This window comes from Bacillus sp. FSL K6-2841 (assembly GCF_037976435.1).
Classification (GTDB): domain Bacteria; phylum Bacillota; class Bacilli; order Bacillales; family Bacillaceae; genus Bacillus; species Bacillus pumilus.
Genome location: NZ_CP150266.1, coordinates 2,155,108 through 2,167,269, shown reverse-complemented (window position 1 = coordinate 2,167,269; position 12,162 = coordinate 2,155,108). Strand labels below are relative to the sequence as shown.

Genomic DNA, 12,162 nt, shown 5'->3' with positions numbered 1-12,162 from the left:
CAGGAAAAGGATCAGCGTCATTCACGAAAATCCAGTAGAAAGCGCTGAAAAGTTCAACTCATGTTGAACTTTTTTCCTGTTTTATTTTTTGATTTCGTATGAAGGCATAAAAAAGGAGACTGTCATGTTAGATTTTAAAGATGTAATACCTCAGATGCCCTTTATTTTAGAAGGGCTTAAGGTCACACTTTCTATTGTAGTGGTATCACTTTTTCTTGGATTTATCTTAGGGATTTTATTAACGCTTTGCAAAATTAGTGTATTTAAGCCGCTCATTTGGCTTGCGGATTTTTATACATCCATCTTCCGAGGCACACCGCTTGTGCTTCAATTGCTCATTATTTATTTCGGTCTACCTCAGCTTCTCGGGTTTCAAATCGATCAATACTGGGCTGCTGTAGCGGCATTTTCACTAAACTCTGCTGCATACGTATCTGAAATTATTCGTGCTGGTATTAATGCCATTGATAAAGGGCAAAAAGAAGCAGCCGTTGCTTTAGGCATCCCTTATGCTAAAATGATGAAGGACTTATTGCTTCCGCAGGCATTTAAAAATATTTCACCTGCACTTGTGAACGAAACGATTACACTGACAAAAGAATCAGCGATTGTAACAGTCATTGGACTGGGAGATGTCATGAGACGAGCCTATCAAGCAGGTGCCGTCACGTATAATTATCTTGAACCGCTTATTTTTGCGGGCCTCATCTATTATGTCATCGTGCTTGTTCTCACCTTTGTCGGCAAATCGGTGGAAAGGAAGTTAAAATCAAATGATTAACATAGAGAAACTCACAAAATCTTTTGGTAAAAATGAAGTATTAAAAGGGATTGACACCACCATTAAAGAAGGGGAAGTTGTCGCAGTCATTGGACCATCTGGTTCAGGAAAATCGACGTTTCTTCGCTGCATCAACTTGCTTGAAAAGCCGACTTCTGGTGTCATTACGATTCAGGATACCGAAATCACAAACCCAAAAACCAATGCACTCAAAGTGCGTGAGAACATCGGAATGGTGTTTCAGCATTTTCACCTGTTCCCGCATAAAACGGTGCTGGAAAATATCACATATGCGCCAATGAATGTGAAGAATCAATCGAAGGAAGACAGCATCAAACAAGCTGAAGATCTGCTGAAAAAGGTAGGGCTTTTAGAGAAAAAAGATGATTTTCCGAACCGCTTGTCAGGTGGTCAAAAGCAGCGTGTCGCAATTGCACGTGCGCTTGCGATGACACCAGACATCATGCTGTTTGACGAGCCAACGTCTGCACTAGATCCAGAAATGGTCAAGGAAGTGCTAGAGGTCATGAAAGAGCTGGCTCAATCTGGAATGACGCTTGTGATCGTCACACATGAAATGGGCTTTGCAAAAGAAGTGGCTGACCGCGTGATCTTTATGGACGATGGGAAAATTGTAGAGGATGCAAACCCTGTGCAATTCTTTGAATCACCGTCGTCACAGCGCGCGAAAGATTTCTTGCAAAAAATATTATAAAGAAAAAAGAGAAGGAGACTTAACATCTCCTTCTTTTTTTGATTATAATGGGGAAAGTAAAAAAGTTCATCATTTCACAATAAGTGAATAGAAACAAGACAGAAAAGAGTGACTCACATCATGTTTAAAATCGGTTACCGAACGCTGAAAACAGCATTAGGAACAGCGATCGCCATTTATATTGCGCAACTGCTTGGCCTTCAAAATTATTCCGCTGCCGGGATTATTACGATTCTGTGTATTCAGGTGACAAAGAAACGGTCGCTTCTTGCATCAGGCGCCCGCTTTGCCGCATGCAGTCTTGCCATTTTATTTTCTTATCTATTTTTCGATCTGATTGGGTATCATCCTTTTGTGATTGGTCTGATGCTGCTTGTCTTTATTCCGACAACCGTATTGCTTCGCATTAAAGAAGGGATTGTCACAAGTTCAGTCATCATCCTCCATTTATACATGTCCGGCGGGATTACCCTTCACCTCATTTGGAATGAACTGCTGCTGATTACGATTGGTGTTGGCGTGGCACTGATCATGAACCTGTATATGCCAAGTGTTGATAAAAAGCTTAAACGCTACAGCGAACAGATTGAAGCCAACTTTGCAAAAATTTTTGAGGAAATCGAACAATACTTAATGACAGGGAAACAAGACTGGACAGGCAAAGAAATACCAGAGACACATCAATTGATTAAAGAAGCAAAAGCTCTTGCATATCGTGATGTTGAAAACCATGTGTTAAGACATGAAAACCTGTATTATCATTATTTCAATATGAGGCAAAAGCAATTCGAAATCATCGAGCGTGTGCTTCCGAAGATCACGTCCATTTCCATTACAACAGAGCATGGACAAATCATTGCAGAATACATTAGAGACTTACGTGAACATATTCACCCAGGGAACACGGCACATAAGTTCTTAAGGCGCCTCATTGATATGAAAGAAGAGTTCGATAAGCTACCGCTGCCGCAAACAAGAGAAGAGTTTGAGGCAAGAGCTGCACTGTTTCATTTCCTCGGAGAAATGGAACAATATTTAGTACTGAAAAGCTATTTTAAAGGGATGAAAGAATAGAGACGCATGAGTTCCTCCTTCATTGGTCAATCTAATGAAAAAGGAGGAGCTTATGCGTCTTTTAATTTATACCGTATTGACCATGTCCCTTTCACCAATCTGGCCGCTCGGACAAAACCCGCTTCCAGGAGACCCGTATGTCATTATTAATAAACAAACAAATGAACTTGCCTATATTGATCAAGGGAAAATCCAACAAATATATCCTGCTTCAACAGGGAAAACGTCAGATTTAACGCCAGAAGGGGAATTTACCATTATGATCAAAGCGAAAGATCCCTATTACAGAAAAAAGAATATCGAAGGCGGTGCGAAGAATAACCCTCTCGGCAGAAGATGGATTGGATTTGATGCACGAGGAACAGATGGCAGAACATACGGAATTCATGGGACGAGTGACGAAACAACGATTGGGAAATTTATCACGTCAGGATGTGTGAGACTTCATAATCACGATGTAGAGCTTCTATTTGACCAGCTTCCGGTTGGGACAAAAGTATGGATTACAACATCAAGCGATTCATTTGAAAAGCTTGCCAAAGACAAACAGGCCATTCGTTGATTGAACGAATCACCTGCTTGTCTGCTTTTATTGAAATCTTATAAAAAGGTTGCCGCTCCTGCTAAAAGTGAAGATATTAGCAGCAGGCTAATCATGAGCAATACCATGAATTTCATCATTTTCTGAGACATATCGCACCCCTATAACCGAAGATTTTTTGCGACGAACGCACCTTTCTTTATTCTAGCTCGTTTTTTCAAATGCGACAAGTGATCAACAAAGGAAGTGAACGGATGAATCAAATCGACCATATTGCCATTGCGGTCTTTTCTATAAAAAATACATCTCGCATTCTTCAACAGCTGTTTAACTGGCATTTTTCAGACATACAAGAGATTCCTGAACAGGAGGTTAAAGCGTCTTTCGCTTCACTTGATCATGTGCACATTGAATTAATTGAACCGATGTCCGGCAGCAGCAAACTACATACCTTTTTAACCAAAAGGGGAGAAGGACTTCATCATATTGCGTTAAAGACAGGTGACATACAGGCGGACCTTAACCGTCTTGATCATCTTGGGGTGGAGCTTCTCCAACAATCAGCACAGATAGGCGCGAGCGGGAAGCGGATTGCATTTATTTCACCGAAAGAAACGTCCGGTGTGTTATTTGAATTGTGCGAGCCCTTGAAAGGAGAGGAACATGGCAATGAATGAATCGTTCAATGACTTGGCGAAATGGCGCGAAAAAGCATTCATGGGCGGTGGCGTGAAACGTGCAGCTGCGCACCGGAACAAAGGAAAACTATCGGTTCGTCAGCGGCTGCATGAACTTCTTGACGGGGGCAGTTTCATGGAAATTCAAGCATTTGCAACAGGCCGCATGTCAGAGCATGTCGGTGATGGCGTCGTCACTGGAACTGGACTCATTCATGGAAGGCCAGTATGTGTTTATGCACAAGATGCAACAGTGCATGGAGGGTCTTTAGGCGAAATACATGCTAAAAAAATTGCTTCTCTCATGGATCTCGCAGCTAAGAATCAGATGCCGGTCATCGGTCTAAAAGACTCAGGTGGTGCGAGAATTCAAGAGGGTGTGGTATCATTAGAAGGATACGGACAGATCTTTAAACGGAATGTGCTGTACTCCGGTCAAATCCCGCAAATATCCGTTATTTTAGGTTCTTGTGCTGGAGGAGCAGTCTATTCTCCTGCCTTGACCGATTTTGTGTTCATGACAGAACAGACAGCTCATATGTTTTTAACAGGTCCGAAAGTCATAGAGAAGGCAACAGGAGAAACGGTCTGTCCTGACCGTCTTGGCGGTGCAAGTGTTCAGCATCAGACAAGCGGGAATGTGCACTATACTGGGAAAGATGAGAAAGACGTGTTAAAAGCGGTTCGAACACTTTTAACGTACATACCAACGAAACAACAGACTGTCATGGATGCGAAAACGAGTGAGCAAGACGCAGCTGATCCAGGTAACATCTTGCCAAAGGATCCATCACGCACCTATGATGTCAAACAAGTGGTGACAGCCATCATCGATTCAGGCTCATTCTTTGAGACGCAGCCTTGTTTCTCAAAAAATATCGTCACAGGGTTTGCGAGATTACAAGGGGCTTCAATTGGTGTAGTTGCCAATCAACCAAAGGTGCTGGCAGGAAGCCTTGACCTTGATGCGGCTGATAAAGCGGCTAGGTTTATTCGATTTTGCGATGCGTTTCATATTCCGATCTTAACGCTTGTAGACGTCCCTGGTTTTTTACCAGGTGAGAAAGCCGAGCATGCGGGAATTATCCGTCACGGTGCAAAGCTTTTATATGCATACGCTGAAGCGACCGTTCCAAAAATCACAGTGATTTTAAGAAAGGCGTTTGGCGGAGCATATGTCGCAATGAATAGCAAGGGCTTAGGCGCTGATTTTGTTTATGCATGGCCAGCTGCAGAAATTGATGTGATGGGGAAAATGTTCGCAGACGAAATCGTTCATCCTGATTCGCGCGAGGTTGAAACGAAGCCAAGTGTATTAAAAGCGGCTCAGGCAGGGCTGATAGACGATATTTTTATGCCGTCTGAAACGAGAGAACGATTGATTCGCTCATTTGATTTGCTTCGCAGGAAGGAAGAAGAAAGACCGTTAAAAAAGCATGGCAACATGCCGCTATAAGAGGAGGAGCAGTATCATGATCAATGAAAAACGTTTATTAGACGAATTTTTAGAACTTGTTCAGATTGATTCCGAAACAAAACACGAAGAGAAAATTGTGGAAGTCTTAAAAGAAAAATTTTCACAGCTTGGACTAAAAGTGGTGGAAGACGACTCAAAAGCGAAAACAGGCCACGGTGCAGGCAACCTCATCTGTACACTGGAAGGTACTCAAGAGGCTGATACCATCTATTTCACTTCTCATATGGACACAGTTGTTCCGGGCAATGGTGTAAAGCCAGTCATTGAAGACGGCTATGTGAAAACAGATGGAACAACTATTCTAGGTGCTGACGATAAAACAGGACTTGCGGCAATGTTTGAAGCAATCCGTGTGCTGAAAGAGAAGAATTTACCGCATGGAACGATTGAATTTGTCATCACAGCAGGTGAGGAATCAGGACTTGTCGGAGCAAAAGCGTTAGATCCAAAGTTGATGACAGCGGCATACGGCTATGCCCTTGATTCAGATGGCAAGGTCGGAACCATTATCGTTGCAGCGCCAACACAGGCGAAAGTACGCGCAACCATTTACGGAAAAACAGCTCACGCAGGTGTCGCGCCTGAAAAAGGTGTATCAGCGATTACCATTGCATCAAAAGCCATTGCTAGTATGCCGCTTGGCCGAATTGATGAAGAAACAACGGCGAATATCGGCCGCTTTGAAGGCGGAACGCAAACGAATATTGTGTGCGATCAAGTCGATATTCTTGCTGAAGCACGCTCTTTAGAACCTGCAAAAATGGAAGCGCAAGTAGCAAAGATGAAAGAAGCCTTTGAAAAAACTGCTAAAGAAATGGGCGGAAGTGCCGATGTACACATTGACATCATGTATCCAGGCTTCAAATTCTCTCACGGCGATCAAGTCGTAGAAGTGGCGAAAAAAGCGGCTGCGAAAATTGGCCGTCCATCAGAACTACAGACGAGCGGCGGAGGCAGTGATGCAAACGTCATTGCAGGAAACGGCGTCCCAACTGTCAACCTAGCTGTTGGATATGAAGATATTCATACGAAAAATGAGAAAATGCCGATTGAAGAATTAGTCAAAACAGCTGAAATGGTTCTCGCCATTATCGAAGAAACGACAAATCCATCGTAAAGGCAGGAGACTCTGTGAGCACGCAAAAGATCATTATTTTCCAAGTGGGGCAAGAGGATTTTGGCATCAGTGTAGAACATATTCGTTCAATTGAGAAGGTCCCTTATTTACAAGAAGTATCGAACCTTCCAAAAGAAATAAAAGGACTCATGTCTTTAAGGGGAGAGGTCATTCCTGTCAGTGACACAGGCGTGATGCTTCACGGAAAGCCTCTTGATGTGAACGAGCAGTCCAAGGTATTGCTATTTGAATTAAACGAACAAATGGTAGGCTGTCTTGTCTCGGATGCAAAAGATATTATCGATATCGAGCAAAGTGAGATCAAGCCATTTCATATGAACACGAAAGCCTCTGAATACTTCTTCGGCGTTGTGGAGAGAGAGAACAAGATGATTTTACAAGTGGACCCAAATAAGTTCCTTGGGAGAATTGAGGATCTCGATCAATTGCCAGCGCGGTTAAAAGAAGAATTGGCATAAAGAAGATCCCCTTATCTGATGATAAGGGGATCTTCTTTATTCAGCAGCTGGGCTAGCTTGGTCGTTTGCCTCAGCTTTTGATTTTGATTTTTGGTACATGACATTCAAAATAATGGTTTGGACTGTGAGTAATAATCCGCTTGTCATCCAGTATAAAGGAAGGGCAGCGGGTGCATTAATTGAAATAAACAGCATCATGATTGGGAAAATCATGCCCATCACTTTGGCTTGCTTTAGCGCAGCCTCTGTCTGGGTGCCTGATTGTTTCGCAAACTTTTGCGTAACATAAAATTGCAAGAAATACATAGCGCCTGCAAAGATCGCGACCAATAGATCAGTTTGTCCTAAGTTAAACCATAGGAACGAATGTGTTGCGATCTCAGGTGTTGAACGGATCGCTGAGTAAAAGCCAAGAACAATTGGAATTTGAATCAGCATAGGCAGACAGCCCATTGCCAGCGGGTTCACATTGTTCTCTTTGTATACTTTCATCATTTCCATTTGTAATTCTTTTTGTTTTTCAGGTTCTTTCGTTTTCTTTAATTTGCTTTGAATGTCGTCAATTTGAGGCTTCACCAGTGCCATTTTCTCCTGCATGACTCTTTGCTTCTTAAATTGGTTCGCAAAAAGAGGGAAAATCAGCAGGCGGACAATCAAGGTTACGAACATAATCGATAAACCATAATCATCATGGAAGAAGTTCGCAAGCCAAATGATCAGCTCAGAAAAAGGCTGGACAAAATAATGATGGAAAAACCCATCAGAGCTCGCATTTGTCTGCCCACTCGCTGCAAAAGCAGGTGAGGCAATCATCATTAAACATAAAGTCGTACAAATCGTTAATAAACGTTTCAATTCGTTTCCTCCTCATTTTTTAAAAAATTAATTAGAGAGAGGAAGCGAATGGTCTTCATCATCGTTTGATGATCGTTTCATTCGAATGACTTTACTAATCCAAGTTGTAATGCGATCATATATGATAAACAGAAAGTCTGTTCGATTCAATAAAGATGCGTCCAACTCTTCCAAACGATGTCCACCGAGGTGTTCGTTCATACGGCAGTCTTTTAATAAAAACGCAATGCCTATGGCCGTCAGGGCTGGAAGAATAATCGTAAAGAATTCAACAAGGAAAAAGACTTCATTGAATGTATCAATAATCATGATTATCACATCCATTTCATTACTCACAGTGTACTATACACATTGTGAAATGTCTAACAGGACCAAGTGTTTTCTTTATTAAGTGCAAATCCTTATTTTGTATAAAGTGGTATTTGTCATCCAAACTTCACCATTCCTATCTTATAATGAGGGGGAATAGAAGAAATGGAGGTTTTGAATATGACAAGTATTTACCCGAAGTTTCGAGCAGCTGCGGTACAAGCAGCCCCTATCTACTTAAATTTGGAGGCAACCGTTCAGAAATCATGTGAACTGATCGACGAAGCAGCTTCAAATGGTGCTAAACTTGTGGCATTCCCAGAAGCATTTTTACCTGGTTATCCTTGGTTTGCTTTTATTGGTCATTCAGAATATACAAGAAAGTTCTATCACAAATTATATAAAAATGCAGTCGAAATCCCTAGCTTAGCTATCCAAAAAATAAGCGAGGCAGCAAAAAGAAATGAAACGTACGTTTGTATATCATGCAGTGAAAAAGATGGCGGTTCCCTCTATTTAGCTCAACTTTGGTTTAACCCAAATGGGGATTTAATAGGAAAACATCGGAAAATGAGAGCTTCTGTAGCAGAAAGACTGATTTGGGGAGATGGAAGTGGAAGCATGATGCCCGTTTTTCAAACTGACATTGGCAATCTTGGCGGATTGATGTGCTGGGAGCATCAAGTACCACTAGATCTGATGGCGATGAATGCTCAAAATGAACAGGTACATGTAGCATCTTGGCCAGGTTATTTTGATGATGAAATTTCAAGCAGATATTATGCTATTGCGACACAAACTTTTGTGCTGATGACTTCTTCTATCTATACGGAAGAAATGAAAGAGATGATTTGTTTAACGCAGGAGCAAAGAGATTACTTTGACACATTTAAGAGTGGGCATACGTGCATTTACGGTCCAGATGGAGAACCGATCAGTGATATGGTTCCAGCTGAAACAGAGGGAATTGCATACGCAGACATTGATGTGGAAAGAGTCATTGATTACAAGTATTATATTGATCCAGCTGGCCACTACTCCAATCAAAGCTTGAGTATGAATTTTAATCAGCAGCCGACTCCAGTTGTGAAACATTTGAATGACAATAAAAATGAAGTGTTAACATACGAGGCTATTCAATATCAAAATGGTATGCTTGAAGAAAAAGTATAATTCGTGAAACCTTCTCTTTTTTTAGAGAAGGTTTTTTTGAGGAAAGATGAAATAAATCAATGTATAATTGAGCATAAAAGAGATTCATCATATTTGATCGATTCGGAACTTCTGATTAAAATATAGGAACTGAAGAAAATGGGGTTATGCCAATGTCAAATATTATTTTTCATATAGACATGAATGCGTTTTATGCCAATGTAGAAATGGCGTATGATCCTTCTTTGAGAGGGAAACCTTTAGCCATTAGCGGAAATGCGAAAGAGCGTAAAGGGATTGTGGTGACGTGCAGCTATGAGGCAAGAGCGCTAGGTGTAAAGCCCCCGATGCCGTTATGGGAAGCGAAGCGGCTTTGTCCGGGGCTGATTGTCCGTACACCAAACTTTGACCGGTACCGAAGCTCCTCACAAGAGATGTTTACGATACTAAGAGAATACAGCGATTTAGTCGAGCCAGTATCCATCGACGAGGGCTATATTGATTTAACGCATACGCCATATGCCGAGCACGCGTTGAAAACGGCTCATGATATTCAAACGAGGCTTGTAGAGGAGCTCATGCTTCCTTCAAGTATTGGCATTGCACCGAATAAATTTTTAGCGAAAATGGCGTCTAATTGGAAAAAACCAATGGGCATCACCATTTTGCGTAAACGAGATGTACCCCAAATGCTATGGCCGCTGCCAGCGGGTGACATGCACGGAGTTGGACAAAAAACGGCAGATAAATTGAAAACGATTGGCATTCATACCATTGAAGACTTAGCGAAAGCAAATGAGTATACACTAAAGGAATTACTGGGCATCAATGGACCGAGATTAAAGCAAAAGGCGAATGGTGAACATGACGGCATCGTAGACCCAGAAAGAATATACGATTTTAAATCCGTCGGTAATTCGTCAACCCTTCCTCATGATTCTGACGATCCAGATGAACTTGTCGCGTTAATTGATAAGCTGTCACAATCCGTGAGTGCAAGGTTAAGGAGAAAAGAAGTGATGGCAAATCGGCTGCTCATCATGATTCGGTACGCAAGCTGGAAAAATATTACGCGAAGTGTCACCCTCACGAATTCGACGGATCGGAAGGAAGATTTATTTGATGCAGCAAGGCAGTTATTCCTTAAACATTGGAATGACCAGCCTGTGAGACTCTTAGGTGTGACGGGGACAGATCTTGTAGAACGAAAAGCAGCCGTTAAACAGCTTGATTTATTTTCCTATACAGAAGATGCAAAAGAAGAGCCTCTTCAAACCATTTTAGAAGGACTGAAAGAAAAGTATGGAAAATCACTCGTTCAAAGAGGGATAACTATCAAGGAAAAAGAGAGCAAAACAAGTGGAACAAGTTTTAATAAAGACTTTTTTCAGGACAAAAGAGGAAATGACTAGCCTGAAAACTTGATAAAAGAGGTGGTGTTGTGGTAATTTCAAAGGGTACATCATTTCAGCAGTAATCAATATAGTGTGTTAGAAGGGACGTCAGAATTATGTCAAAACAACAAATCGGTGTGGTTGGACTAGCCGTTATGGGGAAAAACCTTGCCCTTAATATTGAAAGCCGCGGGTTCTCCGTGTCCGTTTATAACAGATCTAGCAGCAAAACGGAAGAATTTCTTCAAGAATCAAAAGGGAAAAACGTTGTAGGCACATACAGCATCGAAGAATTTGTTCAGTCGCTTGAAACACCGCGTAAAATTCTTTTAATGGTAAAAGCTGGTGCAGCAACGGATGCAACCATTCAATCATTACTTCCTCACCTAGAGAAAGGTGACATCTTAATTGATGGTGGAAATACATATTACAAGGATACGCAAAGACGTAATCAAGAGCTTGCGGAAAGTGGTATCCACTTCATTGGTACAGGTGTTTCTGGCGGTGAAGAAGGGGCACTAAAAGGTCCATCGATCATGCCTGGCGGTCAAAAAGAAGCGCATGAGCTAGTGAAACCAATTTTAGAAGCGATCTCTGCGAAAGTAGATGGCGAGCCATGTACAACGTATATCGGCCCAGATGGAGCAGGACATTATGTCAAAATGGTCCATAACGGCATCGAGTACGGAGACATGCAATTGATTTCTGAATCATACTTTATCTTGAAGCATGTGGCTGGATTATCAGCAGAGGAGCTTCATGAAGTATTCTCAGAATGGAATAAAGGTGAGCTTGACAGCTATTTAATCGAAATTACAGCTGATATTTTCACAAAAGTGGATGAAGAAACAAACCAGCCGCTTGTGGATGTGATCTTAGATAAAGCTGGACAAAAAGGAACTGGAAAATGGACGAGCCAAAGTTCTCTTGATCTAGGTGTTCCGCTTCCAATCATTACTGAGTCTGTTTTCGCGCGCTACATTTCAGCAATGAAAGATGAGCGTGTTGAAGCAAGTCAATTAATCGAAGGTCCTAAGCCAGCACAATCAGCAGAGAATAAACAAGAGCTGATCGAAGCGGTTAGAAAAGCCTTATTCATGAGTAAAATCTGCTCATATGCACAAGGTTTTGCGCAAATGAAAGCAGCATCTGATGAGTATAACTGGGATTTAAAATACGGTGAAATTGCAATGATCTTCCGTGGTGGCTGTATCATTCGTGCAGCCTTCTTACAACAAATTAAAGAAGCATATGACCGGAATCCAGAACTGAAAAACCTATTGCTTGATCCTTACTTTAAGGATATTGCTCAAAGCTATCAATCATCTCTTCGTAAAGTCATTTCACTTGCAGTGGAGCAAGGAGTTCCTGTTCCTTCATTCTCAAGTGCACTTGCTTACTTTGATAGCTATCGCACAGCTGTCCTGCCAGCGAACTTAATTCAAGCGCAGCGTGACTATTTCGGTGCACATACGTATGAGCGCACAGATAAAGAAGGCATCTTCCATACAGAATGGATGAAATAAACATAGAATGACTGAAAAACCTTACCCTTTGGTAAGGTTTTTTTGTGTTTGCATCTTTTCGGCTA

At 41.7% G+C, this 12,162-nt stretch carries 14 protein-coding genes; 11 read left to right on the top strand and 3 right to left on the bottom strand.

Translation table 11 applies throughout. The annotated features are described in order from the left end of the window. Positions 1–124 precede the first annotated feature (124 nt). The 4 genes from MHH68_RS10915 (at position 125) to MHH68_RS10900 (ending at position 3,132) form a co-directional block, all read left to right on the top strand. Complete coding sequence (locus tag MHH68_RS10915; RefSeq protein WP_003215691.1) at positions 125–781, top strand: amino acid ABC transporter permease; 657 nt, start codon at positions 125–127, stop codon at positions 779–781. Further along, on the top strand, positions 774–1,496 hold the full coding sequence (locus MHH68_RS10910; RefSeq protein ID WP_003215712.1) for an amino acid ABC transporter ATP-binding protein: 723 nt from the start codon (positions 774–776) through the stop codon (positions 1,494–1,496). The genes MHH68_RS10915 and MHH68_RS10910 overlap by 8 nt, the downstream gene beginning before the upstream one ends. A gap of 120 nt (positions 1,497–1,616) precedes the next feature. Beyond that, positions 1,617–2,570 carry an aromatic acid exporter family protein gene (locus tag MHH68_RS10905; protein ID WP_061408485.1) on the top strand — a complete coding sequence of 318 codons (954 nt, stop codon included), beginning with the start codon at positions 1,617–1,619 and terminating at the stop codon, positions 2,568–2,570. A 52-nt stretch (positions 2,571–2,622) separates the two neighbouring features. After that, positions 2,623–3,132, top strand: coding sequence for a L,D-transpeptidase (locus MHH68_RS10900; RefSeq protein ID WP_339163038.1), 510 nt, complete (start codon positions 2,623–2,625; stop codon positions 3,130–3,132). A gap of 38 nt (positions 3,133–3,170) precedes the next feature. Here MHH68_RS10900 and MHH68_RS10895 read toward each other — a convergent pair whose 3' ends face one another. After that, on the bottom strand, positions 3,171–3,251 hold the full coding sequence (locus MHH68_RS10895; protein WP_257736823.1) for a hypothetical protein: 81 nt from the start codon (positions 3,249–3,251) through the stop codon (positions 3,171–3,173). Positions 3,252–3,365: 114 nt separating this feature from the next. Here MHH68_RS10895 and mce point away from each other — a divergent pair, with 114 nt between their 5' ends. The 4 genes from mce to MHH68_RS10875 are packed head-to-tail and all read left to right on the top strand — an operon-like array spanning position 3,366 to position 6,861. Next, positions 3,366–3,788 (top strand): methylmalonyl-CoA epimerase, encoded by a 423-nt coding sequence (gene mce, locus MHH68_RS10890; protein WP_268496910.1) that lies wholly within the window; start codon positions 3,366–3,368, stop codon positions 3,786–3,788. Further along, positions 3,775–5,244 (top strand): acyl-CoA carboxylase subunit beta, encoded by a 1,470-nt coding sequence (locus MHH68_RS10885; RefSeq protein ID WP_339163033.1) that lies wholly within the window; start codon positions 3,775–3,777, stop codon positions 5,242–5,244. Before mce ends, MHH68_RS10885 begins: the two co-directional genes overlap by 14 nt. A gap of 16 nt (positions 5,245–5,260) precedes the next feature. Next, positions 5,261–6,382 (top strand): M20/M25/M40 family metallo-hydrolase, encoded by a 1,122-nt coding sequence (locus MHH68_RS10880; protein ID WP_050943793.1) that lies wholly within the window; start codon positions 5,261–5,263, stop codon positions 6,380–6,382. Between the two features lie 14 nt (positions 6,383–6,396). Then, a complete protein-coding gene (locus MHH68_RS10875) occupies positions 6,397–6,861 on the top strand; it encodes a chemotaxis protein CheW (RefSeq protein WP_058014731.1) in 465 nt (154 codons plus the stop codon). 36 nt (positions 6,862–6,897) lie between these two features. On the opposite strand, the gene MHH68_RS10870 is transcribed toward MHH68_RS10875, so the two are convergent. Both MHH68_RS10870 and MHH68_RS10865 read right to left on the bottom strand, forming a co-directional pair. Beyond that, positions 6,898–7,677, bottom strand: coding sequence for a membrane protein insertase YidC (locus MHH68_RS10870; protein ID WP_339165789.1), 780 nt, complete (start codon positions 7,675–7,677; stop codon positions 6,898–6,900). 66 nt (positions 7,678–7,743) lie between these two features. After that, on the bottom strand, positions 7,744–8,025 hold the full coding sequence (locus MHH68_RS10865; protein WP_003215677.1) for a hypothetical protein: 282 nt from the start codon (positions 8,023–8,025) through the stop codon (positions 7,744–7,746). A 180-nt stretch (positions 8,026–8,205) separates the two neighbouring features. On the opposite strand from MHH68_RS10865, the gene MHH68_RS10860 reads away from it, so the two are divergent. From MHH68_RS10860 to gndA, 3 genes are all read left to right on the top strand, one after another. Further along, positions 8,206–9,198: a carbon-nitrogen hydrolase family protein gene (locus tag MHH68_RS10860; protein WP_339163030.1), complete on the top strand. Its 993-nt coding sequence runs from the start codon at positions 8,206–8,208 to the stop codon at positions 9,196–9,198. A 146-nt stretch (positions 9,199–9,344) separates the two neighbouring features. Then, positions 9,345–10,589 (top strand): DNA polymerase IV, encoded by a 1,245-nt coding sequence (locus MHH68_RS10855; RefSeq protein ID WP_339163028.1) that lies wholly within the window; start codon positions 9,345–9,347, stop codon positions 10,587–10,589. Between the two features lie 98 nt (positions 10,590–10,687). After that, on the top strand, positions 10,688–12,097 hold the full coding sequence (gene gndA, locus MHH68_RS10850; protein WP_058014734.1) for an NADP-dependent phosphogluconate dehydrogenase: 1,410 nt from the start codon (positions 10,688–10,690) through the stop codon (positions 12,095–12,097). Positions 12,098–12,162 lie beyond the last annotated feature (65 nt).

Bases quoted from the DNA above. Each gene is read 5' to 3' on its own strand.
- MHH68_RS10915 (WP_003215691.1), top strand. From the start codon at position 125: ATGTTAGATTTTAAAGATGTAATACCTCAGATGCCCTTTATTTTAGAA.
- MHH68_RS10910 (WP_003215712.1), top strand. From the start codon at position 774: ATGATTAACATAGAGAAACTCACAAAATCTTTTGGTAAAAATGAAGTA.
- MHH68_RS10905 (WP_061408485.1), top strand. From the start codon at position 1,617: ATGTTTAAAATCGGTTACCGAACGCTGAAAACAGCATTAGGAACAGCG.
- MHH68_RS10900 (WP_339163038.1), top strand. From the start codon at position 2,623: ATGCGTCTTTTAATTTATACCGTATTGACCATGTCCCTTTCACCAATC.
- MHH68_RS10895 (WP_257736823.1), bottom strand. From the start codon at position 3,251: ATGATGAAATTCATGGTATTGCTCATGATTAGCCTGCTGCTAATATCT.
- mce (WP_268496910.1), top strand. From the start codon at position 3,366: ATGAATCAAATCGACCATATTGCCATTGCGGTCTTTTCTATAAAAAAT.
- MHH68_RS10885 (WP_339163033.1), top strand. From the start codon at position 3,775: ATGGCAATGAATGAATCGTTCAATGACTTGGCGAAATGGCGCGAAAAA.
- MHH68_RS10880 (WP_050943793.1), top strand. From the start codon at position 5,261: ATGATCAATGAAAAACGTTTATTAGACGAATTTTTAGAACTTGTTCAG.
- MHH68_RS10870 (WP_339165789.1), bottom strand. From the start codon at position 7,677: ATGATGATTGCCTCACCTGCTTTTGCAGCGAGTGGGCAGACAAATGCG.
- MHH68_RS10865 (WP_003215677.1), bottom strand. From the start codon at position 8,025: ATGATTATTGATACATTCAATGAAGTCTTTTTCCTTGTTGAATTCTTT.
- MHH68_RS10860 (WP_339163030.1), top strand. From the start codon at position 8,206: ATGACAAGTATTTACCCGAAGTTTCGAGCAGCTGCGGTACAAGCAGCC.
- MHH68_RS10855 (WP_339163028.1), top strand. From the start codon at position 9,345: ATGCCAATGTCAAATATTATTTTTCATATAGACATGAATGCGTTTTAT.
- gndA (WP_058014734.1), top strand. From the start codon at position 10,688: ATGTCAAAACAACAAATCGGTGTGGTTGGACTAGCCGTTATGGGGAAA.